This window comes from Nocardioides lianchengensis, assembly GCF_900101465.1.
Lineage (GTDB): Bacteria > Actinomycetota > Actinomycetes > Propionibacteriales > Nocardioidaceae > Nocardioides > Nocardioides lianchengensis.
On the sequence record NZ_FMZM01000001.1, the window covers coordinates 531,834 to 554,632 of the forward strand.

At 73.3% G+C, this 22,799-nt stretch carries 23 protein-coding genes; 15 read left to right on the forward strand and 8 right to left on the reverse strand.

Annotated features, from left to right (window positions below):
* Positions 1 to 16: 16 nt before the first annotated feature.
* Positions 17 to 1,189: a CaiB/BaiF CoA transferase family protein gene (locus BLT76_RS26100; protein ID WP_090850447.1), complete on the forward strand. Its 1,173-nt coding sequence runs from the start codon at positions 17 to 19 to the stop codon at positions 1,187 to 1,189.
* Positions 1,186 to 2,613: a carboxyl transferase domain-containing protein gene (locus BLT76_RS26105; protein ID WP_090850449.1), complete on the forward strand. Its 1,428-nt coding sequence runs from the start codon at positions 1,186 to 1,188 to the stop codon at positions 2,611 to 2,613. The genes BLT76_RS26100 and BLT76_RS26105 overlap by 4 nt, the downstream gene beginning before the upstream one ends.
* A gap of 36 nt (positions 2,614 to 2,649) precedes the next feature.
* Here BLT76_RS26105 and BLT76_RS25550 read toward each other — a convergent pair whose 3' ends face one another.
* Both BLT76_RS25550 and BLT76_RS02675 read right to left on the reverse strand, forming a co-directional pair.
* Positions 2,650 to 2,787, reverse strand: coding sequence for a hypothetical protein (locus BLT76_RS25550; RefSeq protein WP_170866908.1), 138 nt, complete (start codon positions 2,785 to 2,787; stop codon positions 2,650 to 2,652).
* 1 nt (position 2,788) lies between these two features.
* Entirely contained in the window at positions 2,789 to 4,597 is a 1,809-nt protein-coding gene (locus tag BLT76_RS02675; RefSeq protein WP_211752680.1) for a hypothetical protein, read from the reverse strand.
* Between the two features lie 82 nt (positions 4,598 to 4,679).
* Between BLT76_RS02675 and BLT76_RS02680 the strand changes: the two genes are divergently transcribed.
* Positions 4,680 to 5,411: a MerR family transcriptional regulator gene (locus tag BLT76_RS02680; RefSeq protein ID WP_090850452.1), complete on the forward strand. Its 732-nt coding sequence runs from the start codon at positions 4,680 to 4,682 to the stop codon at positions 5,409 to 5,411.
* Positions 5,412 to 5,672: 261 nt separating this feature from the next.
* Complete coding sequence (locus BLT76_RS02685; protein WP_090850453.1) at positions 5,673 to 6,662, forward strand: epimerase; 990 nt, start codon at positions 5,673 to 5,675, stop codon at positions 6,660 to 6,662.
* A 51-nt stretch (positions 6,663 to 6,713) separates the two neighbouring features.
* Here BLT76_RS02685 and ku read toward each other — a convergent pair whose 3' ends face one another.
* Genes ku through BLT76_RS02705 form a run of 4 tightly spaced genes read right to left on the reverse strand, consistent with a single transcriptional unit; the run spans position 6,714 to position 10,805 of the window.
* A complete protein-coding gene (gene ku / locus BLT76_RS02690) occupies positions 6,714 to 7,637 on the reverse strand; it encodes a non-homologous end joining protein Ku (RefSeq protein ID WP_090850455.1) in 924 nt (307 codons plus the stop codon).
* 5 nt (positions 7,638 to 7,642) lie between these two features.
* A complete protein-coding gene (locus BLT76_RS02695) occupies positions 7,643 to 8,560 on the reverse strand; it encodes an SDR family oxidoreductase (RefSeq protein WP_090850457.1) in 918 nt (305 codons plus the stop codon).
* The gene (locus BLT76_RS02700; protein WP_090850459.1) at positions 8,557 to 9,480 is read right to left on the reverse strand and encodes a bile acid:sodium symporter family protein; all 924 of its coding nucleotides are present in this window, start codon (positions 9,478 to 9,480) and stop codon (positions 8,557 to 8,559) included. The genes BLT76_RS02695 and BLT76_RS02700 overlap by 4 nt, the downstream gene beginning before the upstream one ends.
* Entirely contained in the window at positions 9,480 to 10,805 is a 1,326-nt protein-coding gene (locus BLT76_RS02705) for a flavin-containing monooxygenase (RefSeq protein WP_211752682.1), read from the reverse strand. Before BLT76_RS02705 ends, BLT76_RS02700 begins: the two co-directional genes overlap by 1 nt.
* 283 nt (positions 10,806 to 11,088) lie before the next feature.
* Between BLT76_RS02705 and ligD (BLT76_RS02710) the strand changes: the two genes are divergently transcribed.
* From ligD (BLT76_RS02710) to BLT76_RS02745, 8 genes are all read left to right on the forward strand, one after another.
* On the forward strand, positions 11,089 to 12,009 hold the full coding sequence (gene ligD / locus BLT76_RS02710) for a non-homologous end-joining DNA ligase (RefSeq protein ID WP_090850464.1): 921 nt from the start codon (positions 11,089 to 11,091) through the stop codon (positions 12,007 to 12,009).
* Positions 12,006 to 12,728 (forward strand): L,D-transpeptidase family protein, encoded by a 723-nt coding sequence (locus BLT76_RS02715; protein ID WP_090850466.1) that lies wholly within the window; start codon positions 12,006 to 12,008, stop codon positions 12,726 to 12,728. Before ligD (BLT76_RS02710) ends, BLT76_RS02715 begins: the two co-directional genes overlap by 4 nt.
* A gap of 5 nt (positions 12,729 to 12,733) precedes the next feature.
* Entirely contained in the window at positions 12,734 to 13,630 is an 897-nt protein-coding gene (gene ligD, locus BLT76_RS02720; RefSeq protein ID WP_090850468.1) for a non-homologous end-joining DNA ligase, read from the forward strand.
* Positions 13,631 to 13,734: 104 nt separating this feature from the next.
* On the forward strand, positions 13,735 to 14,226 hold the full coding sequence (locus BLT76_RS02725) for a COG1361 family protein (RefSeq protein WP_090850470.1): 492 nt from the start codon (positions 13,735 to 13,737) through the stop codon (positions 14,224 to 14,226).
* A 158-nt stretch (positions 14,227 to 14,384) separates the two neighbouring features.
* The gene (locus BLT76_RS02730) at positions 14,385 to 14,939 is read left to right on the forward strand and encodes a S24/S26 family peptidase (protein WP_090850472.1); all 555 of its coding nucleotides are present in this window, start codon (positions 14,385 to 14,387) and stop codon (positions 14,937 to 14,939) included.
* Positions 14,940 to 14,968: 29 nt separating this feature from the next.
* A complete protein-coding gene (locus tag BLT76_RS02735; protein ID WP_090850474.1) occupies positions 14,969 to 15,664 on the forward strand; it encodes a response regulator transcription factor in 696 nt (231 codons plus the stop codon).
* Positions 15,657 to 16,844, forward strand: coding sequence for a HAMP domain-containing protein (locus tag BLT76_RS02740; protein ID WP_090850476.1), 1,188 nt, complete (start codon positions 15,657 to 15,659; stop codon positions 16,842 to 16,844). Before BLT76_RS02735 ends, BLT76_RS02740 begins: the two co-directional genes overlap by 8 nt.
* Before the next feature lie 20 nt (positions 16,845 to 16,864).
* Complete coding sequence (locus tag BLT76_RS02745) at positions 16,865 to 17,578, forward strand: hypothetical protein (protein ID WP_090850478.1); 714 nt, start codon at positions 16,865 to 16,867, stop codon at positions 17,576 to 17,578.
* Positions 17,579 to 17,582: 4 nt separating this feature from the next.
* Here the strand turns inward: BLT76_RS02745 and BLT76_RS02750 are convergent, their stop codons facing one another.
* Positions 17,583 to 18,176: a TetR family transcriptional regulator gene (locus tag BLT76_RS02750; protein ID WP_139175384.1), complete on the reverse strand. Its 594-nt coding sequence runs from the start codon at positions 18,174 to 18,176 to the stop codon at positions 17,583 to 17,585.
* A gap of 47 nt (positions 18,177 to 18,223) precedes the next feature.
* Between BLT76_RS02750 and BLT76_RS02755 the strand changes: the two genes are divergently transcribed.
* Both BLT76_RS02755 and BLT76_RS02760 read left to right on the forward strand, forming a co-directional pair.
* A complete protein-coding gene (locus BLT76_RS02755; protein ID WP_090850480.1) occupies positions 18,224 to 19,099 on the forward strand; it encodes an oxygenase MpaB family protein in 876 nt (291 codons plus the stop codon).
* A 144-nt stretch (positions 19,100 to 19,243) separates the two neighbouring features.
* Entirely contained in the window at positions 19,244 to 21,148 is a 1,905-nt protein-coding gene (locus tag BLT76_RS02760) for a glycosyl hydrolase family 18 protein (protein ID WP_090850482.1), read from the forward strand.
* Here BLT76_RS02760 and BLT76_RS02765 read toward each other — a convergent pair.
* Positions 21,131 to 21,916 (reverse strand): spermidine synthase, encoded by a 786-nt coding sequence (locus BLT76_RS02765; RefSeq protein ID WP_090850484.1) that lies wholly within the window; start codon positions 21,914 to 21,916, stop codon positions 21,131 to 21,133. The two genes, BLT76_RS02760 and BLT76_RS02765, sit on opposite strands and share 18 nt — an antisense overlap.
* A gap of 28 nt (positions 21,917 to 21,944) precedes the next feature.
* Between BLT76_RS02765 and BLT76_RS02770 the strand changes: the two genes are divergently transcribed.
* Complete coding sequence (locus tag BLT76_RS02770; RefSeq protein WP_090850486.1) at positions 21,945 to 22,733, forward strand: HAD-IIA family hydrolase; 789 nt, start codon at positions 21,945 to 21,947, stop codon at positions 22,731 to 22,733.
* Positions 22,734 to 22,799: the final 66 nt, after the last annotated feature.

The following is a 22,799-nucleotide window of genomic DNA, read 5'->3' on the forward strand; positions in this document are numbered from 1 at the left end:
ACGTACAGGAGCCGACGTGACCGGACCGCTGGACGACGTGCTCGTCGTCGACCTCTCCCGCGCTCTCGCGGGCCCGCACGCGACGATGATGCTGGGCGACCTCGGCGCCCGCGTGATCAAGGTCGAGGCGCCCGGCTCGGGCGACGACACCCGCAGCTGGGGGCCGCCGTTCGTGGGACCCGACGACGACCGGCAGTCGACGTACTTCCTCTCGGCCAACCGCAACAAGGAGTCGGTCGCGCTCGACCTGAAGGACGAGCACGACCGCGACCTGCTGCTCCGGCTGGTCGACCGGGCCGACGTCCTGGTCGAGAACTTCCGCACCGGCGTCCTGGAGCGGCTCGGCCTCGGCATCGCCGACCTGCAGGCGCGCAACCCCCGCCTGGTCGTCCTCTCCATCACCGGCTTCGGCCACGACGGTCCCGAGGGCGGCCGCGCGGGCTACGACCAGATCGCCCAGGGCGAGGCCGGCCTGATGTCCCTGACCGGCTCCGGCCCGGACGACCCGCAGCGGGTCGGCACCCCGATCGCCGACCTCCTCTCCGGCATGTACGGCGCGTACGGCGTCCTCGCCGCCCTGCACGAGCGCGAGCGCAGCGGCGTCGGGACGGTGGTCCGCACCAGCCTGCTCGCCGCGGTCGTCGGCGTGCACGCGTTCCAGGGCACGCGCTGGACGGTCGCCGGCGAAGTCGGTCGCGCGCAGGGAAACCACCACCCGTCGATCGCGCCGTACGGGCTGTTCCGCTGCCGCGACGGCTCGGTGCAGATCGCGCTGGGCAGCGAGGGGCTGTGGCGGAAGTTCTGCGCGGGCTTCGGGCTGGACCCGGCCGCGGAGGGGCTCGCGACCAACCCCGAGCGGGTGGCGGTCCGCGAGCGGGTGATCGAGGTCGTCGAGGCGGCCTTCGCCGACTGGGACGCCGAGCCGCTGCTGGCCCGGCTGGCCGAGATCGGCATCCCCGCCGGCAAGGTCCGCACCCTCGACGAGGTCTACGGCTGGGACCAGGTCGCCAGCCAGGGCCTGCTGCTCGACGTCGACCACCCGACGCTCGGCAGCGTCACCCTGCCGGGCCCGCCGCTGCGGTTCTTCGGCGCCGACGGCGACGAGGTCACCCGGCGCGAGCACGGGACGCCCCCGCTGCTCGACCAGCACGGCGGCTCGGTGCGCGCGTGGCTGGAGCAGGAGGGGTGAGTCCGCAGCGGCGCTGGGGTGCGCAGGACCTCCTGGACCTGGTCCTGGACGAGGGCTCGTTCGAGTCCTGGGACGAGCCGGTGTCGACCGAGCACCACCCCCCGGCGTACCGCGAGGCGCTGGCCGCGGCGGCCGAGAAGGCCGGCACGGACGAGTCGGTGCTGACCGGCCGCGGACGGGTGCGGGGGCGGCCGGTGGCGGTGGTGGCCAACGAGTTCCGGTTCCTCGCGGGCTCGATCGGGGTCGCGTCGGCGCGCCGGATCGCGGCCGCCGTACGGCGGGCGACGGCGGAGGGCCTGCCGGTCCTCGCCACGACCGCGTCGGGCGGGACCCGGATGCAGGAGGGCACGGTCGCCTTCGTGGAGATGGTCGAGATCTCGCGGGCGCTGATGGACCACCGCGCGGCCGGACTGCCCTACCTCGTGCACCTGCGCCACCCCACGACCGGCGGGGTCTACGCCTCCTGGGGCTCGCTGGGCCACGTGACCGTGGCGGAGCCGGAGGCGCTGGTGGGCTTCTTGGGCCCGAAGGTGTTCGAGGCGCTGAACGGGCGACCGTTCCCGCCGCGGGTGCAGACCGCGGAGAACCTGGCCGCGAAGGGCGTCATCGACGGCGTCGTGACGGCCGAGGAGATCCCGGCCCTGGTCGACGGCGCCCTGGCGGTGCTGGTCGACCCGCCGTCCGCGCCCACCCTGGAGCGACGGGCCGCGCGGGAGCCGAGGGACCTGCCGGCCTGGGACTCGATCGCGCACACCCGGTCGAAGGACCGGGCCGGCGTGCGCGAGCTGCTGAGGTACGGCGCCGAGGGCACCCTGCGGCTGCGCGGCACCGACGAGGGCGAGCGCGACTCCACGGTCGTGGTGGCGCTGACCCGCATCGACGGGCAGCCCTGCGTCCTGGTCGGCCAGGACCGCAGCCGGCAGGCACCCGGGCACGAGATGGGCCCGGCCGCGCTGCGCGAGGCCCGGCGCGGGATGCGCCTGGCCGACGAGCTCGGGCTGCCGCTGGTGACGGTCATCGACACCCCGGGCGCCGAGCTGTCGCAGCGGGCCGAGGAGGGTGCGATCGCCGGCGAGATCGCCCGGTGCATCGCGACCATGACGACCCTGCGGGTCCCCAGCGTGTCGGTCATCCTGGGCCAGGGATGCGGAGGAGGGGCGCTCGCGCTGCTGCCCGCGGCCACGGTGGTCGCGGCCGAGCACGGCTGGCTCTCGCCGCTGCCGCCCGAGGGCGCGTCGGTGATCGTGCACGGCGACACCGGGCACGCGGCCGAGATGGCGGCCGCCCAGCAGGTGCGCGCCCGCGACCTGCTCGCGGCCGGCACGGTGCACCACGTCGTACCCGAGGTCGACGGCGAGCCCGCGGCCGACCTGGCCCGGGCCGTGGCCGCCGAGATCGGCCACCAGCTCCGCTCCGCCCGATAGTCGCTGACCTTCTGCAGGCCGCCTGCCTGCGGAAGGTCAGCGACTATCGGGGTGCTCGCCGCGCCACCGCAGGTAGACCACGGTCAGCACGGCCACGAGCATCGGCCCCAGGGCCAGGACGAGGACGGCGAACCCCTCCGCGCCGTGGAGGGCGCCCAGGTGCAGCACGGTCATCTCAGACCCCCACCGGCGTACGGCGCTCCGCGGCGACGCCGGGCTCGGGGGCCCGGGCGTAGCGGCTCACGCCCCAGCCGAGGCCGAGCACGAGGACCAGGCTGCAGGCCAGCACGACCAGCCCGGCGACGGACCACAGCCAGCCCGGGACGTCGTCCTTCAGCTCGCGCTGCAGGATCAGCTTCTCCTCGCCGAAGGCGCGGACCTCCCCGTCGGCGACCGGTACGGCGGGCTCGTCGAGGGCCGAGTCCTCCGGCAGATAGATCGGCATCGCGCGCAGCGAGCGGCCGTCGTGGACGCGGACCATGGTCTTCCAGGTGCCGTCGACGGGGATCGGCTCCGTGGTCCGCCACAGGGTCGGCGAGACCTCCTCCAGCGGCTGCACGTGCAGCCCGGCGGAGTCGCGGCCGCCCTGCCAGGCGGTGACGGTCAGCCACGCCTCGGCGCCGTCGACCGGCGGCTCGTTGAACCGGAACTCCGCCTGGATCTCGCGGCCGTCCGGACCCTGCTCGTCCGCGACGACGGTGGTCGAGGCCTCGAGGCCGCTGGGCGCCATCGCGAGCACGCCGTTGGTCACGATCGCCGCCAGCACGACGAGGGCACCGCCGAAGACCAGCCGCGGCCGCCGTACGACGACGGGCAGCTCGCGCCGCAGTCCGAGCACGAGCAGTCCGGCGAGCAGTCCGGCGGCGACGCCGCCCAGGGTCGCGAGCAGCACGCCCTCCAGCAGGATGTCGGGCGTCCAGGCGAGGGTGAACGCGACCTGGGTCCAGGCGTACTCGGCGGCGAAGCCGACCGTCCCGATGAGTGCCCCGGAGACCGCCCCGACGCGCAGCGGCCGGTCGGCCCAGCGGGCGGCGACCGCCTCGACGATCAGCGCCTCGGCCAGGTAGAGCGGCACCGATGCCCACAGCTCCCCGAGCACCGGCCCGACGACGACGCTCACGCCGCCCCGTACCACGAGGTAGAACACGACGGCCGCGACCGCGGCCCCGCGGCCGACCCAGAGCCGGGCCACGACCAGGCTGAAGGTCGCGGCGGTCGCGATCATCAGCGGCTGCATGACCAGGCGGAACTGCTCGACGCCGAAGTCATACTCCGCCTGGAAGACGCTCATGCCGATCAGCAGCCCGCCGGCCAGGCAGCACCCCAGGACGTACGACGCCCGCACGGACACCCGGTCGGTCCGCCGGCCGGCCGCGCGGCCCTCCTCGAGCAGCACCGCCATCGCGACCAGGGACAGCCCGGCGCCGCCGATGAGCATCAGGTGGGTCGGTCCCCAGAGGGTGACGTCCTGGCCGAAGATCCGGTGCCAGACGTCGTCGAGCGGGAAGCCGAGCAGCGCGTAGCTGCCGGCGCCGGTCAGCAGCACGCCGCCGGCGGGGGCTCGCCAGCCCGGGGCCAGCTGGACGCCGGAGGGTCCCACCTGATCCTCGCGGGGGAGCGCGCAGGCGAGCACGCCCGCGGCGGAGATGCCGAACAGCCCGAACAGGATCGGGTAGTGCGCCGGGTTGGCCAGCGGCCCCTCGTCGCGCCCGACGCCGATGTGCAGGGAGATGTCCCAATACATCCCGAACAGCGCGGTGATCAGCGAGACCATCGCGACCATCAGCGGCAGGCTGGCCCAGCTCGCGACGCCGCCGAACAGGGGAGCGCCGTCCATCCGCCGCAGCAGCCGGTCCAGGGCCTTCAGCCGGCCGGTGCGGTGGGCCAACACGACGGCCAGGAGGGCGACGGTGAGGACCAGCGCGAGCCCGGAGGCGATGGCGACCTGGTCGAGGGAGGCCGCCCCGGCGGGACGGTCCTCCACGACGGCGGGCAGGCTCCAAATTGATTGCATCGCTTTATGTAACATCGAAAGATGTAACATTGTCCAGAGATAGAGTGAAGGTGTGACCGAGGAGTTCGTCGTCGAGGAGCTCTCCCGCCGCACGAGCGTCTCCGTCCGGTCGCTGCGCTCCTACCAGTCCCGCCGGCTGCTGCCGCCGCCCGAGGTGCGCGGCCGCACCGGCTACTACGGCCCCGAGCACGTCGCCCGGGTCCGGCTGATCCAGGACCTGCGCGCCGCCGGGCTCAAGCTCGACGGCATCGCCCGGATGCTCGACGACGACGTCCAGGCCGACGAGCAGCTGCTCGCGTTCACCCAGCAGGCCCGCGGCATGTTCGCGGGCGGACCGCCCGCGGTGACCACCATCGAGGCCCTGGTCGAGCGGTTCCGCATCCAGGAGGACGAGGCGCTCGCGGTGCTCGAGGCCGCCGTACGCCTCGGGCTGCTGCGGGAGACGCCGGACGGCGAGATCGAGGAGCTGGCGCCACGGCTGCTCGCGGCGGGGGAGGCGGCGATGGCGTCGCTCGGCCTGACCGCGACCGAGGCCCTCGACCTGCTGGCCCGGCTGCGCCGGCACGCCGACGGGGTTGCCCGGATCTATGTCGAGCTATTCGTCGAGCGGATCTGGGAGCCGTTCGTCGCGTCCGGACGCCCGCCCGAGCGGTGGACCGACGTCCAGCGCTCTCTCGACGCGCTGCGCGAGCTGGCGACCAGCGCCCTCGACGCGACCTTCGACCTCGCCATGGCCCACCGCGTCGAGGAGACGCTGGGCCGGGTGCTCGCCGAGGGCTCCTAGGAGGCGGCCTCGGTCCCGGCGGACCAGCGCTCGAGCTCGCGCTCGTCGAAGTGGTGGTGCCACGGGCCCCCGGATGCGTGCCACGCCTCGTGATGGGTGTCGAACGCATGAGGGACGAGCGACCAGCATCGCTCGCAGTAAGACGTGTCCTCACCCATGCGGGTGACGGTACGACGACCGACGGGTGTCGCGCAGGCGAACCCGCGAGTAATCACAACCCCTCGGATTGAACATGTTCAAAAATGGACTAGCATCGTCGTCATGCGCATCGTGATCCCCGGAGGCACAGGTCAGGTCGGCGGCATCCTGAGGCGGTGGTACGCCGCGGCCGGCCACGACGTGGTCGTGCTCAGCCGGCGACCCGAGGAGCTCGAGCCGGGCGTCCGGCACCGGGTCTGGGACGGCCGGACCGTCGGCGACTGGGCGGAGGAGCTCGACGGCGCCGACGCGGTGGTCAACCTCGCCGGGCGCTCGGTCAGCTGCCGCTACACCGAGGAGCACCTGCGCCAGATGATGGACTCCCGGGTCGACTCGACCTGCGCGGTCGGCCGGGCGCTGGAGCAGGTCGCGCGGCCGCCGGCGGTCTGGCTGCAGATGAGCACCGCCACGATCTACGCGGACCGGCGCGACGCCCCGAACGACGAGCACACCGGTGTGATCGGCGGCGGGGAGCAGGGCGTCCCGGCGTACTGGGAGCGGAGCGTGCGGATCGCCCGGCGGTGGGAGGAGGCCCAGCAGGAGGCGACGCTGCCCGGCACCCGCCGGGTCGCGCTGCGCACCGCGATGGTGATGAGCCCGGACCGCGGCGGGGTCTTCGACTACCTGCTCTGGATGGCCCGGCTCGGGCTGGGCGGGCCGGTGGCCGGCGGTGGGCAGTACGTGTCGTGGATCCACGCTGACGACTTCTGCCGCGCGGTCGACCTGCTGATCACGCGGACCGACCTCGAGGGGCCGGTCAACCTCGCCGCCCCCGAGCCGCTGCCGCAGCGCGAACTGATGCGCGACCTGCGCCGCGCCTGGGGCCGTCGGCCCGGGCTGCCGGCCACCCGGGCGATGGCCGAGCTCGGCGCCCTGGTCCTGCGCACCGACACCGAGCTACTGCTCAAGAGCCGCCGGGTGGTGCCGACCCGGCTGCTCGAGGCCGGGTTCGCCTTCGACCACCCGACCTGGCCGGAGGCGGCCGCCGACCTGGTGGCGGAGCGGCGCGCCGTACACCGACGGACACAAGTCGGTCTGGGAGCGACCCGCTGAGCGCGCGGAGGCCGACCGGACCGGACTTGTGTCCGTCCGGGTACGACGACCTCAGCTCGCCTTCTTGGCCGCGGCCTTCTTCGTCGTGCTCTTCTTGGCCGCGGCCTTCTTGGCCGGCGCCTTCTTCGCGGCGGTCTTCTTCGCCGGGGCCTTCTTGGCGGCGGCCTTCCTCGCCGGCTTCTCGTCGGACGAGGACGACTCCCCGCGCGCGGTCTTGGCCGCGTCGACCGAGCGCTGCAGGGCGGCGAGCAGGTCGACGACCTCGCCGGAGGACTTGGTGGAGGTGGGGGTGCGCTTGACCTCGCCGCCCTCGACCTTGGCCTTGACGAGGGACTCGACGGCGCCGGCGTAGTCGTCCTCGAACTCGGCCGGGTCGAAGTCTCCGGCCAGCGTCTCGACGAGCATGGTCGCCATCTTGACCTCGGCGGGCTTGACCTCGCCGGTCTCGACGGAGAAGTCGGGCGTGCGGATCTCGTCGGGCCACATCATCGTCTGCAGCACGATCACGTCGTCCTTGACCCGCAGCACCGCGATCGAGGTGCGGTTGCGGATCGCGACGGTCACCACGGCCATCCGGTCGGCGTCGAGGAGCGCCTGGCGCAGCAGGGCGTACGGCTTGGCGCCGGTCTTCTCGGGCTCGAGGTAGTAGCTCTTCTCGAAGAGCATCGGGTCGATCTGGTCGCTCGGGACGAACTTCTCGACCGCGATCTCGCGCGACGAGGCCGACGGCAGCTCGGCCAGGTCGTCGTCGCTGAGGATGACCATCTCGCCGTCCTCGGTCTCGTAGCCCTTGGCGATGTCGGCGTACGGCACCTCCTCGCCGTCGATCGAGCAGATCCGCTGGTACTTGATCCGCCCGCCGTCCTTCGCGTGCACCTGCCGGAACGACACGTCGTGGGACTCGGTCGCCGCATAGAGCTTCACGGGCACGCTGACCAGCCCGAAGGAGACCGCGCCCTTCCAGATCGCACGCATAGTGGTCAGTATGACCGGCGCGAGCGGCTCCACTCATCGAACGCCTGCCGAGAGGTTCGCGTCGGCGTGTAGCCGAAGACCGTCTTGAGTCGGTCGTTCGCGAGCACCGGGCGGTAGCGCAGGAACATCGTCTGCTCCGGTCCGTACGGCGTCAGCCCCAGCCGCTTGCCGACCGCGAGCGCGACCCGCAGCAGCCGCTCGGGCAGCACCAGGGTCGGCTTGCCGAGCAGCGCGGCGATCTCCGGCACCGTCAGGGCGCCGTCGCCGGCGACGTTGAAGACGCCGGTCACCGAGCCGGTCACCGCCTGCTGGATGACCGCGACCACGTCGGTGTCCCAGACGAAGACGAACGGCGAGTCCGAGCCGCGGATCTGCAGCAGCCGGGGTCGTTCGAAGAGCGCGGTGATCTGGTTGTCGACGGACTCGCCGAGGATGGTGCCGATGCGCAGGATCACCTGCTCCAGCGAGGCGTGCCTCTCGGCGAACGACGCAAGCATCTCCTCCACCAGCCGCTTGTGGTGGCTGTAGGCGAACTCCTCGTTGCCGCGGACCGGCTGGTCCTCGGTGATCCAGGCGGGGTTGTCCGGGTGGTAGCCGTACGCCGCGCCGCTGGACGACACCACCACCCGTCGTACGCCGTGCTCGACGCAGGCGTCGAGGACGTGGCGGGTGCCGTCGACGTCGACGGCGTACTCGAGGGCACGGGTCGAGTCGGGACCGGGCGTGACGATCGAGGCGAGGTGGACGACGACCTCCGGGCGCACGTTGCCGACGACCGCCGACACCTGCGACGCCGAGGTCACGTCCATGACCACGGCCGGCGGCCGCAGGTCGGCGCTCACGACCTCGTGCCCGGCGGCGATCAGCCCGCGGACGACCGAGGAGCCGAGGAAGCCGCTGCCCCCGGTGACCAGCACCCTCATGCGGCCACCGCCGGGGCCGTCACGGCGGAGCCGCGCACCCGCCGCCAGGTGATGGCCACGGCCAGGCCGGCGATGATGTCCCAGATGCCCCACCAGGCCGCGACCAGGGCCATGCCGCCGAGGCCGTCGAAGTAGCTGAACACCAGCAGCAGGCCGAGGCCGGCGTTGCGGATCCCGACCTCGAACGTCATCGCGCGGACGCTCGCGTCGGGCAGTCGGGTGGCCCGGCCGATCCCGTAGCCGAGCAGGAGCGACAGCGCGTCGTGGAGGAAGACGGCCAGCAGCACGATGCCGATGTAGTCGACGAAGATGTCCCAGTTGCGGGCCACGCCGACGACGATGATCGCGGCGAGGCCGACGTACGAGATCGGCCCGACGACGCGGTGGGCGACCGAGGCCACCCGCGGCCAGAGCCGGGCGATGGTGATGCCGGCGGCGAACGGGACGCCGATGACCAGGGCGATCTCGAGGAGCATGTCGACCGCGCTGAGGTCGATGTCCTCCAGCAGCTTCTTGCCGCTGGGGTGCAGGCCGCCCCAGAACGCCATGTTCAGGGGCATCAGGAAGATCGCCAGCACGTTGCTGACCGCGGTCATCGACACCGACAGCGCCACGTCGCCGCCGGAGCGGTGGGTCAGGATGTTGGAGACGTTCCCCGGCGGGCAGCAGGCGACCAGGATCAGCCCGAGCGCCACCGACCCGCGCAGGTCGAGGACCAGGGTGAGCACGAAGGTGATCGCCGGGAGCAGCAGGAACTGCGCCACCACGCCGATCGCGATCGCCCCCGGCCGGCGCAGGGCGGCCGCGAAGGACTCCAGCTTGGTGTCCAGCGCGATCCCGAACAGGATCAGCCCGATCACGATCTTCAGCGTCGTCAGCGACGACTCCTCGAAGGCGATCCTGACGTTGTCGACGTCCATCAGCGGGTCAGCTCCTCGATCTCGGCGCGGACCGCGGAGCGGTAGGCGTCCTTGTTGACGTAGTAGGACATCCGCTCGATCCCGAGGTAGCGGTAGCCGCCGGACAGGTCCGGCCGCGGCCCGGCGACCCGGGCGTCGAAGGCGGCCGCGGCGGCGGGGGCGTCGCGGCGCGCGCGGAGGTACGACGCAACCAGCTCGGCCTGCTCGTACCGCCCCTGCCAGCCGATCCCCGACGCCTCGATCATGCCGAGCACGAAGAGGTCGCGGTGGGCGGGGCTGAAGATGTTGAGGTAGAGGTCCGGCGCCGACCCGCGGCCGGCCCAGCGCAGCAGCGCGGGGTCCACGAACGGGTAGTGCAGGTGGTAGCCGGTCGCCAGCACCACCACGTCGTACGGCGACCGCGAGCCGTCGCGGAACGCGACCCCGTCGCCGTCCAGCCGCTCCACGTCGGCCCGCACGGTGATGTCGCCGTGACCGAGGTGGTGGAGCACCAGCGAGTTCACGATCGGGTGCGACTCGTAGAGCCGGTGGTCCGGCTCGGGGAACCCGAAGCGGGTCGGGTCGCCGGTGAACATCCGCAGCACTCGCGAGTCGATCGCCTGCTTGACCCGCGGTGGCAGCGGCTTCTTGCGCTGGTTGAGGGTGTCGGCGGGCTTGCCGAAGAGGTACTTCGGCACGAAGTGGTAGCCGCGGCGCACCGACAGGTCGACCGAGGCGGCGTGGTGCACGGCGTCGACGGCGATGTCGCAGCCGGAGTTGCCGGCCCCGACGATCAGCACCCGCTTGCCGGCGAAGAGGGTCGCGGACTTGTAGGCGCTGGTGTGCAGCAGCTCGCCGTCGAAGGAGCCGGCGAAGGTCGGGACGTTCGGCTCGCTGAGGGTGCCGTTGGCGACCAGCACGCCCGCGTGCCGGGTGTCGTGGGTGCCGGCGGCGGACCGTGCGGTCACCGTGAAGCCGCCCTCGGGGTGCGGCACGACCGCCGTCACCTCGGAGCCGAACTCGAACCCCGGCGTGAGGTCGTACGCCGTCGCGAAGTCGCGGAAGTAGCCGAGCAGCTCGCGGTGCGAGGGGTAGTCGGCGACGTCGTCGCGCATCGGGAACTCGGTGAACTGCGTGGTGGTTCGCGACGAGATCAGGTGGGCCGAGTCGTAGACCGTGCTGCGCGGCGCGCTCGCGTCCCAGAGTCCGCCCACTCCCGCCCCGAGCTCGTAGCCCTCCCAGGGCAGCCCGGCCCGTTGCAGGTTGCGCGCGGCGGCGAGGCCGGACGGCCCGGCCCCGATGACGGCGTACGTCAGCTCATTGTCGACCGGCCCGCTGGTGTTCACGGTCCGCATGATGTCGCCCCACGGCCCCGCTGACCACCCCTTCTGTCCCGGTGGTTGAGGAGGTTGTGCAGCGACCGTCTCGAAACTGGTGGGCCATGCGTCGGCCTCGGTCGGGGTGGGCGGGTTGGCTGCGGGGGTTTCGGGACGGGACCTCCTCCCTCCTCAACCTCCGGTGGTGGGTGGCGTCGGTGGTTGAGGAGGTTGCGCAGCAACCGTCTCGAAACCCCCGCACCCGACAGACGACCGTGCCCCCGACCACGCGAGCGGCGGGCATGATGGCGGCATGCGCCCCATGCTGGCCACCCCCGGCCGCCACGTGCCGACGGGGGAGGAGTGGACGCACGAGGTGAAGTGGGACGGCGTCCGGGCCCTCACCGAGGTGCGCGACGGGGTGCTGCGGATGACCAGCCGCAACGAGAACGCCATCACGATCGCCTGGCCCGATCTCGCGACCAGCCCGTTCGGTGAGCGGGACCTGGTGGTCGACGGGGAGATCATCGCGCTCAACGAGCGCGGGCTCCCGGACTTCAGGACCCTGCAGGACCGGATGCACGTGCGGAAGGCGACCACCGCCGCACGCCTGGCCGAGGCGGTGCCGGCGACGTACATGGTCTTCGACCTGCTGCGCCTCGACGGCGCGGACCTCACCGGCCTGCCGCTGGAGGAGCGCCGCGAGCGGCTGACCGGCCTCGGGATGAGCGGCTGGCAGGTGCCAGCGTCGTACGACGACGGCGCGATGCTCTTCGACGCGACCCTGGCCCAGGACCTGGAGGGGATCGTCAGCAAGCGCCGCGGGTCGCGCTACCGGCCCGGCGAGCGGACCCCGCACTGGCAGAAGCTGGCCCACCGGCACCGCCTGTCGTACGTCGTCGGGGGCTGGCGGCCGCAGGAGGGCACCACCGACCGGCTGGCGGCGCTGCTCGTGGGGGAGCCGACCGCCGACGGGCTGCTCTACCGTGGCCGGGTGGGCAGCGGGATCGGGCCGAGGCAGGGCCGGGCGCTGGCGGAGCTGGTCGCCGGCCTCGGCCGCTCCGCGAGCCCGTTCGCCGACGAGGTGCCCGCGGTCGACGCCCGCGGCACGTTCTGGCTGGCCCCCGAGCTGGTCGTGGACATCGACACCCACGGTCGTGGGTACTCCCGGCTGCGGCAGCCGTCCTTCCAGGGCGTCCGCAGCGACCTGACCCCGGAGGACCTGCTCGGATGAGAAGAGCCGCGATCGTGCTCCTGCTGCTGGCCGCGCTGCTGCCGGCCGCCCCCGCGGCGGCGACCGCGTCCGCCGAGGCGGCGCCGTCGTACCGCGCCCGGACGGTGACGCTCGACGGCGTCGGCGTGCGGCTGCGGAGGAACACCCGCCAGGTCGTCACCGTCAACCACACCTCCGGCCACCGCGCGCGGGTGGTGCTGTGGATGCTGCGGAAGGGCCGGTGGGTGGCCGGTCTGCGGACCACCGACGGTCGGATCGGGTACGGCGGCCTGGTCGCCGGCACGAAGCGCAGGCAGGGCACCGGCACCACCCCGACCGGCACCTACGACCTCCGCTCGGCCTTCGGCACCCACCGGCGGACGAGCGCCTGGGACCTGCCCTACCGGAGGATCCGGAAGGGCGACTTCTGGGTGCAGGACAACGCGTCGGACTTCTACAACCGCTACCGCAACCAGCGCCAGGGCGGCTTCCGGTGGTGGCTGCCGAGCAGCCACGACGACGCGTCCGAGCGGCTGACCGACTACGGCCGGCAGTACGAGTACTCGATCGTCCTCGACTACAACTGGAGCCAGGTACGACGCCGCGGGTCCGGGATCTTCCTGCACGTCAACGGCCGGGGGGCGACCGCCGGCTGCGTCAGCGCCCCGCGGTCGATGCTGCGCAAGCTGATGAACCGGCTCGACCCCGACCGGGACCCGGTCATCGCGATCGGCCGCTGAGGCCCGTGGCCGGCACCGAGCTGCACGTCGACGTCGACGGGCGCACGCTCAAGATCAGCAACCTCGACAAGGTGCTCTACCCGCGCACCGGCACCACCAAGGGCGAGGTGCTGCACTACTACGCGCAGATCGCCCCCACCCTGCTGCCGCACCTCGCCGACCGGGCCGTGACCCGGATCCGCTGGCCGCACGGCGTCCAGGACGGCAGCTTCTTCGAGAAGAACGCCCCCTCGGGCACGCCGTCGTGGGTGCGGACCGTGAAGGTCCCGAGCACCGGCAGCCGCTCGGGCAAGGGCGACACCGAGCTCGTGTTCCCGATCGTCGACGACCTGGCCACGCTGACCTGGCTGGTCAACCTGGCCGCCCTGGAGCTGCACGTCCACCAGTGGACGGTCGGCCGCAACGGTCGGCCCCGCCACGCGGACCGGCTGGTGATCGACCTCGACCCGGGGGAGCCGGCCGGGTTGCACGAGTGCTGCCAGGTCGCGCTGCTGGTCCGCGACCGGCTCGCCGAGCGCGATCTCGACTGCCGACCGGTCCTCAGCGGCAGCAAGGGCCTCCACCTGTACGCCGACCTGCCGAAGCGGCTGCCCTCCGACGAGTCGACGGCCCTGGCCAAGGAGGTGGCCGAGGAGCTGCAGCGGGCGCACCCGAGCCAGGTCACCGCCACCATGACGAAGGCCAAGCGGGGCGGCAAGGTCTTCCTCGACTGGTCGCAGAACGCCGGCTCCAAGACCACGATCTCGCCGTACTCGCTGCGCGGTCGCGAGCGGCCGTACGTCGCCGCCCCGGTCTCCTGGGACGAGGTCGCGGAGGGGGCCGAGGACCCGCTCGGGCTGGAGCAGCTGACCTTCCCCGAGGTCCTCGAACGGGTCGAGGAGCACGGCGACCTGTTCGCCTGAGGTTCGGCCCGCGACCTCGCCTCCCGATGCTGTTACCGAACCGTGGAGACGTCGTGGGAGCAGCGTGCACGGTCCGTGAAGCGCACGTCCGTAGCGTTCTTCTCGTGAACATTCCGCTGCCGCGCAAGGTGATCCTGCCTCTCGCCACCCTCGTGGGTGCGGGCGCTCTGGCGGTTGCGACCGGCGTGCTCAGCAGCGACGCGAGCGCCGCCTCCGACGGGGTCCGGCTCACCGCGGACCAGTCCGGCGGCGCGGCCCTGGTCGTCACGGCCCTCGAGCCCGGCGACTCGGCCACCCGGACGGTCACCATCGAGAACACCACGGGTGCTCCCGGGCGCCTGACGTTCACCGAGCAGGGCGGTCCGGCGACCTTCGCGGACGGCGAGCTGCAGGTGCACATCGAGCGCGACGGCCAGGAGCTGTACGACGGCGTCTTCGGCGCGATGGGCGACTACACGCAGGACATGGGCTTCCTCGAGGCCGGCCAGAGCGCGACCTTCGCGTTCACCGTCTCGCTGCCCGACGACGCTCCGTTCGTGCCCGCGGGCACCCAGACGGCGGAGGCGTCGTACGCCTGGCTCACCGAGAGCCAGTAGCCACACACAAGCTGGCCGGTCCGCCCCGGGGGGAGCGCGGAACGGCTGATCGGGGGACGACGGTCCGTCCGGCGGGTCTGGGGGGACTGCCGGGCGGGCCGACGTCTCCCGATGCTCCACCTCATCGACCACCACCACACACGCGCAAGGGACCCGAGTTGGAGATCGCGCCGGTCCCGCGCCCTCGCCCGCTGTCGGCGGTCGGACGGCTGGTGGTCGTGGCGGCGTTCCTGGCGCCGCTCACGCTGCTCACCCTGCTGCCGGTGATGCTCGGCCTGGACCGGTACGTCGTCACCAGCGACGCCATGGGCGGCTCGATGGGCCGCGGCGCGCTGGTCTACGCGCACCCCGTCCCGGTCGGCGATCTGGCCGTCGGCGACGTCATCACCTTCACCCCGCCGCGCTCGGCGCCCGGTGCGCGCGTGACCCGGCGGGTGGTCGCGCTGGACGCGGCCGAGGCCCGCACCCAGGGCGACGCGCGGCCGATGCCGGACCCGTGGACGGTGCCGCTGGACCAGCCCGTGCAGTCCAAGGTCGTGCTGGCCGTGCCGTGGGTCGGATACCCGTTCACCGGGCCCGTCGCGCGCACGACCTGGGCTGTCGCCGGGCTCGGCGCCGGGGCGGTCCTCGCGGTCGGGGCCCGGCGCTCGGCGCTCGCTCGTCGACGGCCGGGAGCCCTGTCCCCGACGGGCGTGTCGCGGGTCATCACCTGAACGCGTAGCCAGACCTCTATGCTGCACGCATGGCTCCCAGAGTGCTCGTCGTGGAGGACGAGGAGGACATCGCGTTCCCCCTGGTTCGCACCCTGGAGCGGGAGGGTTACACCGTCGTTTGGGTCGACTCCGGGCAGAAGGCCCTCGACGACCTCGAGAAGGCGCCCGCCGACGTCGTGATCCTCGACCTGGGCCTGCCCGACATGGACGGTCTCGAGGTCTGCAAGCGCGCCCGCGAGGCCGGGTTCGGCGGCGCGATCATGATCGTGACCGCACGGGCCGGCGAGCTCGACCGGGTCGTCGGGCTCGACTACGGCGCCGACGACTACCTCTCCAAGCCGTTCGGCCTGGCCGAGCTGCAGGCGCGGGTGCGGGCGCTGCTGCGTCGTACCTCGTCGGGCGGCGGGTTCGGCCAGGACGACGTCCCCGAGGGCGGGCTGCGCATCGACGTCGCCGCCCGCCGGGTCTACGCCGGTGACGACGAGGTGCCGCTGACGGGCAAGGAGTTCGACGTCCTCAGCATCCTCGCCTCCAACCGCGACAAGGTGGTCTCCCGCGGTCGGCTGATGGCGGACGTCTGGGACGAGAACTGGTACGGCTCGACCAAGACGCTGGACGTGACCATCGGTCGCCTCCGGCAGAAGCTCGAGAGCGTCGGGGTGTCCGAGAAGGTCGTAGCCGTTCGGGGCGTGGGATTCCGCCTCGAGGGCGCGCCCGATGCGTGAGCGGCTCACCGCCTCCTTCATCCTCCTCGCCGTCGCGCTGCTGGCCGTCGCAGCGCTGATCCGCAGCTACACCCTCGGCCACGAGATCCGTGAGCACGAAGGCACCCGCCTCCAGCACGAGGCGGTGCTCGTCGGCCGCCTGGTGGAGACCCGGCTGGAGTCCGGCGGCGTCGTCGACGCGGCCTTCCTGCAGCCGCTCGCCGACGTCGACGCCCGGCTGCGCTGGGAGCCGGCGGCGGGCGGGAACGTCGAGGTCCGCGGTCCGTCGTACGACGACGGCGAGGACCTGCACGCCAGCGTCCCGGCGGCCGGCGGTCGGGTCACCGTCGCCCAGGACGACGGCCTGGTCCGGGACCTGCTGGTCGGCGACCCGTGGGCCCTGGTCGTGCTGCTGGGGCTCACCCTGGCCGGCGCCGCCGCCGCGGGGCTGCTGGTCGCCCGCCGCCTCTCGGCGCCGTTCCGACGGCTCGCCGAGGCGGCCGGCGCGCTCGGCCGGGGTCGCTTCGACCTCGACCTGCCGGAGACCCGGATCCCCGAGGCCGTCGCCATCGCGCGCTCGCTCAGCACCAGTGCCGACCAGCTGCGCGAGCGGCTGCGGCGCGACCAGGAGTTCGCCGCGCACACCTCGCACGCCCTGCGCTCCCCACTGACCGGCCTGCGCCTGGAGCTGGAGGAGGTGCTGCTGCGCGACGACCTCCCCGACGACGTCCGCGCGACCGTCGGGCACGCCCTCGCGGGGATCACCCACGTCGACGAGGTCGCCGGCGAGCTCGTCGCCCTGCAGCGCGGGAGCCTGGTCGAGGGCGCCCAGGTGCCGCTGCGCGACCTGGCCACCCAGGTGGCCCAGCGCTGGGCCGACGAGCTGGGCCTGGTCGACCGCGAGATCACCGCGGCGGTCGAGGGCGAGCTGGACCAGCGCTACACGCCCGGGCCGGTGGAGCACCTGCTCGACCTGGTCCTGGTCGCGGTGCTGCGCACGAGCAGCGGCGCCGTACGGCTGGTCCTGGAGGGGGACGTCGACGGCCACCTGCGGATCTCGGTCACGACCGAGCAGTCGTCGGCCGGCCGGGCCGCCGACGACCCCTTCGAGGCGGCCCGCTCGGGGTGCGCCGCGCTCGGCGGGCGCTGGGTGGGCTCCGAGCCGCGCGACGGTCTGGAGATCCTGCTGCCGCGGCGTTGAAAGATCTTTAGGATCCGCGGGTGAGCATCGACCGACCATCCGTGGAGCGGGCCTCTCCGCCGACCGCCGACGGGTGGACCTCGCTCGCCCGAGGGATCCGGGTCGCCCTCGTCGGCTGCTGGCTCGCCTTCGCCGTGCTCGTCGCCGTGGTGGGCGCGCGGCCCAGCACGTTCGGTGACCTGGAGTCCGCGGTCGTTGCGGGTCACGTCGACGAGGTCCAGGTCGACGGCGGCCTGGAGACGGAGGGCGAGGGCTTCGCGACGGTCCGCGTCACCTGGCGCGAGGGCCTGTTCGCCCGCACCACCGAGGTGCTGCAGGCGCGGCCGCTGGCGGCAGCGCGCCGCGACGACGTGGTTCCCGGGTTCACCGCCGTGCTGGACAGCACGGTCGGTGAGCGCCTGCGTGAGCTCGCCCCGGGCATCAAGGTGCACGAGGCCGACGAGTCGACCACGAACGGCCCGGCCGGCTGGACGCTGCCGGGCTGGAGCACCTGGCCGTCGGTGCTCCTCGTGGTCCTGACGGCGTTGTGGGTGCTGGCGTCGCCGCCGCCGTGGCACGCGACCCGATGGGCATGGATCTGGTTGGCGAGCTCCGGCCCGCTGGGGCTGGCGGCGTACCTGCTCCTCTCGGGTCCGCTCCCCGGGCTGGGACGGCGCCTCGCCGCCCCGCAGTGGCTCAGCGGTGGCTGGGCCTTCCTGCTGGCCATCGGCCTCCGGGCGCTCCTCGGCTGGTAGCCGCTCAGCGCACCAGCGCCCCGACCGCCCGCGCGACGGCGTCGGCGAACGCCGCGCGGGGGAGCGCGGTCGGCGAGACCTGCGCGTCGTCGAAGAGGGCCTGCGCGGCGCCGAGGGCGAAGAGGATCCGCCAGGCGGCCTCGGCGTCCGGCCCGGTCGCGGCGAAGCGGTCGCGCAGCCAGCCGGTCACGGTCGCCGCGAGCAGGTGGCTGCTGCGCACGTTGCGGTCGTCGAAGGCGGCCTGGCCCTGGGCCTCGACCAGGTAGGCGCGCATCGCGCCGCGGTGGGTCGCGAAGATGTCGAGCGCCGCCGTCGCGAGCAGCCGCAGGGCGCGGTCGTCGTCCGGCTCGGCGTCGGCGCGCGCGAAGGCGGCGGCCGTGGCCGCCTCGATCCGGCCCAGCGCGAGGCCCTGGGCGGCGAGCAGCAGCCCGGTCCGGTCGCCGAAGCGGTGGTAGAGCGAGCCGTTGGACGCCCCGGCCGCCTTCGCGACCGCGGCGACCGTCACGGCCGCGAGCCCGCCGTCGGCGAGCAGGTCGAGCGTGGCCGCGAGCATCCGGTCGGCCGAGGACTCGCTACGGGACTGGACGGGGGTGCGCACGCCTCGACCCTAGCCATAGTGGAGCGCGTGCTCTAGTTTGGGGCGGCATGAGGCGCGATCACTGGAAGCGCGTGAACGACGCGCTGGACCCCGAGACGACGTACGTCGAGATCTACCGCAACGTCGTGGCTCACGAGTTCCCGTGGGACATGAACCAGGCGCTCAGCTTCGCGCTGTTCCGCACCTACGCCGTGCCGGGCATCGGCCGGCTCCTCGACGCGACCGGTGAGTTCACCACCAACGTCCAGCGGCGCTACGACGACACCGCGCTGCTCCTCGAGCCGCCCAGCCGCTACGGGTTCGACCATCCCGAGGCGAAGGCCGCGATCCGGCGGATCAACCAGATGCACCGCGCCTACGACATCCCCGACCACGAGTTCCGCTACGTGCTGTCGACGTTCGTCGTCGTTCCCAAGCGCTGGCTCGACGACTACGGCAAGCGGCCGCTCACGCCGGTCGAGGAGCGCGCCTCGGTCAACTACTACCGCAGGCTCGGCCAGCACATGAACATCCCGGACATCCCGGAGACCTACGCCGACTTCGCCGAGCTGATGGACACCTACGAGGCCGAGCACTTCGCCTACGACGCCGGCAGCCGCCGGGTCGCCGACGCCACCCTCGCGCTGATGCAGACGTTCTACGCCAAGCCGGTCCAGCGCCCCGCCGGCCTCTTCGCCCGCGCCCTCATGGACGACCCGCTCCGCGAGGCCTTCCGGTACGACGCCCCGCCGCCGCTCGTCCAGCGCGCCAGCCACGCCGCCCTGCGCGCCCGCGGCCGCCTGCTGCGCGCGTTCCCCGCGCGGAAGGAGCCGAAGCTGATCGAGGACATCTCCTGGATCCGCAGCTACCCCGACGGCCACCGCGTCGAGAACCTCGGCACCTTCCCCACCCCCGGCGCAGCCGGCTGCCCCGTCCGCCACTGACCCCCCGTCCCCGCCGAGTCAGCAGAAGTTGCGGGCCGAGTCAGCACCACTGGTGCTGACTCGGCCTCCGCACGGGGGACCTGCCCGGAAGGTCGGGACACCGGGCCCTGGTGGCCGGGTCGGCGGGCGGCCGAGCATCCCGGGGTGAGATCGACCTTCCTGCCTGCCCTGCTCGCTGCCGGTGCCCTCGGCGCCGGCCTGCTGACCACCGTCCCCGGCGCCAGCCCGGCCGCGACCGGGGTCGCTGCGGCACCGACCGCGGCACCGACCGTGGCGACGACCGCCCCGGCCGCGAAGGCGGTGACCGGCCTGGTGGCGGGCGAGCCGACGGCGGTGTCGGGGAAGGCCCGCCACCGCGGGACGGTGGTGCTGCAGCGGCAGGCCGGGAAGCGGTGGGTCCAGGTCGCGCAGCGGCGCACCGACCGCAGCAGGCGCTACGTCTTCCGCTTCGGCGCCCCGGCCGCGACCACGACGTACCGCGTGGTGGCGGCGAAGAAGGTCCGCAAGAAGCGCTGGGTCTCGAAGCCGCGCGTCGTCCGGGTGACCCCGCAGCGCGGCACGGTGACGGTGCCGGCGGCCACGCAGGCGCGCACCCGGCTGCCGGCGACCGTCGCGTTCACCCCCGCTCGTCCGGGCCGACCCGTCCAGCTGCAGGCGCGGGTCGGTTCCGGCGCCTGGCGCACCGTCGCGACCGCACGGCAGGACGCGCGCGGCGGTGCGGTGGTCGTGGTCGAGCCGGCCGCGACCACGTCGTACCGCGCCGTCACGACCGGGTGGCACGGCGCCGTCGCGGCCACGTCGGTGACCCGCGCGATCACCGTCCGGGCCCCGCGCACGGAGCCGTGGGTGACCGGCTACTACGCCGGCTGGTTCTGGAACAGCTGGTACGACCCCGAGGACGTCGACCTGACCGCGATGACCCACCTGGTCTTCGGCCGGGTCGCGCCCGGCGGCGGCGGGCTGGGCGGCGAGCCCGGCGACGTCGAGCTCGGCGCGGTCAGCGCCCAGGAGGGCCCGCTGTCCTGGGCGCCGTACGACGGTCGCTCGGTGGAGGACTACCTGGTCGACGAGGCCCACGCGGCCGGCACCGAGGCGCTGCTGATGCTCGGCGGCGACGGCCTGGACGGGCGCGGGTTCGTGCTGTCGACGGCGGACGCCGTCCGCCCGCGGTTCGTGGAGAACGTCGTGGACTACCTGGTCGCCCACGACTACGACGGCGTCGACCTCGACTGGGAGAACTGCTTCGGCGGGTCGGAGGACGAGTGCGGCGAGGACATCACGGCGGCCGAGTCGCACCGCCGGCTGTTCGCGCTGATCCTGGAGATCCGCGCCGAGATGGCCACCCGCCCGCGCTACGCGACCGACCCCGGGCTGATCACCTTCCCCGGCTACGCGCAGGCCACCAAGTGGCTGGAGCCCGGCGACCGGGTCGAGCAGTGGCGGGCCGACACGGCGCTGCTGGTCGACCAGTACAACCTGATGAGCTACGGCATCGGCACCACCTGGTTCGGTGCCGGCTGGGACTCGTGGTTCTCCGGCGCGCTGGACGGCGAGGACCGCGCCGGTCACCCCTACAGCATCGACAGCAGCATCGACGCCTACGTCGCGACCGGCGTTCCGCGCGAGCGGATCGGCATGGGCATCGGCTTCTACGGCGTCTACTACGGCCCCACGATCACCGGCCCACGGCAGGACCTCGGCGGCAACGACGTCTACGAGATCCAGGACGCGGCCCTGGCCTGGTCCCGGCTGGAGGAGATGGGCTACCTCTCCCACGGCGAGCTGCAGTGGGACGAGGAGGCGTCCTCGACGTACCGCACCTACGACGAGGAGTACGGCGAGGCCGGGTTCGTCCCCGAGAGCGACCCGAACCGCAACCCGGCGGGCTTCCTCTCCTACGAGGACGAGCGGTCGATCGCCGCCAAGGGCGCGTACACCCGCGAGACCGGCCTCGGCGGCACCATCATCTGGGTCCTCAACTACGGCGCCCGCCCGAACGGCGACAACCCGCTCCTCGACCAGGTCAAGGAGTCATTCCTGCAGCGGTGAGTCCGCGGTGTCCGCGTCGGTGAACGCCCGCCCGCCCCCGACGGTGTCGCTGACCTGCGCCCCGTCGAGGACCCGGTACGGCGCGCTGCCGCTGGTCGCCCGGACCCGCAGCGCCGCCACGGGGACGGCGCTGCGGGCGGCGACCAGCAGCAGGTTGCCGGGCCGTCGGCCGCGCAGGGTCGCCGGCTCGGCGCTGAGCATCAGCGCGGGCAGCTCGCCGCGCACCGCGGCGACGACCCGCCGGGTCCACGCGAACGGCGCCCGGTCGGCGAGGTTGAGCAGCAGCAGCCCGTCACCCGCGAGCACCCGGGCGTACGACGACGCGCACTCCGCCGTCACCAGCGTCCCGGGCACCCGCCCGGCCGCGAACGCGTCGACCACGACCAGGTCGACCGAGCCGTCGCGGACCGCGTCGAGCCCGGTCCGCCCGTCGACGGCCCGGACCTTGATCCCGCTCTGCCGGGGGAGCGGCAGCTCGCGGCGGACCAGCTCGGTGACGTCGGCGGCCGGCTCGAGGACGACCTGCGGGGACCGCGGGCGGGTGTGGGCGACGTAGCGCGGGAGGGTCAGCGCGGCCCCGCCGACGTGCAGGACCCGCACCGGGTCCCCGGGTGGTCCCCACGCGTCGATCACGTCGCCGATGCGTCGTACGTAGTCGAAGGCGAGCAGACCGGGGTCGTCGAGGTCGACGTACGACTGGTCCCGGTCGTCCATCCGCAGCACGAAGCCGCGACCGTCGGGGCGGATCTCGGCGGGCACGAGGCCCATCCTCCGACACCTCCGCCAGAATGGCCCCATGACGAACCGCGCCGTGGAGACCTGGCTGACCGACATGGACGGGGTCCTGGTCCACGAGGAGGACCCGATCCCCGGTGCGACCGAATTCGTGGAAGCGCTGAAGGCCTCCGGCCGCCAGTTCATGGTGCTCACGAACAACTCGATCTTCACCCCGCGCGACCTGCGCGCCCGGCTGCTCGGCAGCGGCATCGACGTCCCGGAGAGCGCGATCTGGACCTCGGCGCTCGCGACGGCCCAGTTCCTCGCCGACCAGCGGCCACAGGGCACGGCGTACGTCGTCGGCGAGGCCGGGCTGACGACCGCCCTGCACGACATCGGCTACGTGATGACCGACCGCGACCCCGACTACGTCGTGCTGGGGGAGACCCGCACCTACTCGTTCGAGGCGATCACCCGCGCGATCCGGCTGATCGACGCCGGGGCGCGGTTCATCGCGACCAACCCGGACCCGAGTGGCCCGAGTCAGCAGGGCAAGCTGCCGGCGACCGGCTCGGTGGCGGCGCTGATCAGCACGGCGACCGGGCGGACGCCGTACTACATCGGCAAGCCGAACCCGCTGATGATGCGCAGCGCGCTGAACCGGCTGAACGCCCACTCCGAGACCACGGTGATGATCGGCGACCGGATGGACACCGACATCATCAGCGGCCTGGAGGCCGGGCTGCGCACCTTCCTGGTGACGACCGGCTCGACCCTGCCGAGCCAGGTCGAGACCTTCCCCTACCGGCCGACCCGGGTCTTCGACTCCGTCGCGGACCTCGTCCAGCTCGTGCAGGACGGCGCCTGACCGGCTGGCGTGTCCTTTCCTGAAACGTTTCGGAAAGATCGCGTCATCTCCGTTAACACGCCTGAC

Coding starts and splice junctions, on each gene's coding strand:
- BLT76_RS02695 (WP_090850457.1), bottom strand. CDS start 8,560: ATGAGGGTGCTGGTCACCGGGGGCAGCGGCTTCCTCGGCTCCTCGGTC.
- ku (WP_090850455.1), bottom strand. CDS start 7,637: ATGCGTGCGATCTGGAAGGGCGCGGTCTCCTTCGGGCTGGTCAGCGTG.
- ligD (WP_090850464.1), top strand. CDS start 11,089: ATGCGCCCCATGCTGGCCACCCCCGGCCGCCACGTGCCGACGGGGGAG.
- BLT76_RS02715 (WP_090850466.1), top strand. CDS start 12,006: ATGAGAAGAGCCGCGATCGTGCTCCTGCTGCTGGCCGCGCTGCTGCCG.
- BLT76_RS02765 (WP_090850484.1), bottom strand. CDS start 21,916: ATGGGCCTCGTGCCCGCCGAGATCCGCCCCGACGGTCGCGGCTTCGTG.
- BLT76_RS02685 (WP_090850453.1), top strand. CDS start 5,673: ATGCGCATCGTGATCCCCGGAGGCACAGGTCAGGTCGGCGGCATCCTG.
- BLT76_RS02770 (WP_090850486.1), top strand. CDS start 21,945: ATGACGAACCGCGCCGTGGAGACCTGGCTGACCGACATGGACGGGGTC.
- BLT76_RS02740 (WP_090850476.1), top strand. CDS start 15,657: ATGCGTGAGCGGCTCACCGCCTCCTTCATCCTCCTCGCCGTCGCGCTG.
- BLT76_RS25550 (WP_170866908.1), bottom strand. CDS start 2,787: ATGACCGTGCTGCACCTGGGCGCCCTCCACGGCGCGGAGGGGTTCGCC.
- BLT76_RS02735 (WP_090850474.1), top strand. CDS start 14,969: ATGGCTCCCAGAGTGCTCGTCGTGGAGGACGAGGAGGACATCGCGTTC.
- BLT76_RS02700 (WP_090850459.1), bottom strand. CDS start 9,480: ATGGACGTCGACAACGTCAGGATCGCCTTCGAGGAGTCGTCGCTGACG.
- BLT76_RS02755 (WP_090850480.1), top strand. CDS start 18,224: ATGAGGCGCGATCACTGGAAGCGCGTGAACGACGCGCTGGACCCCGAG.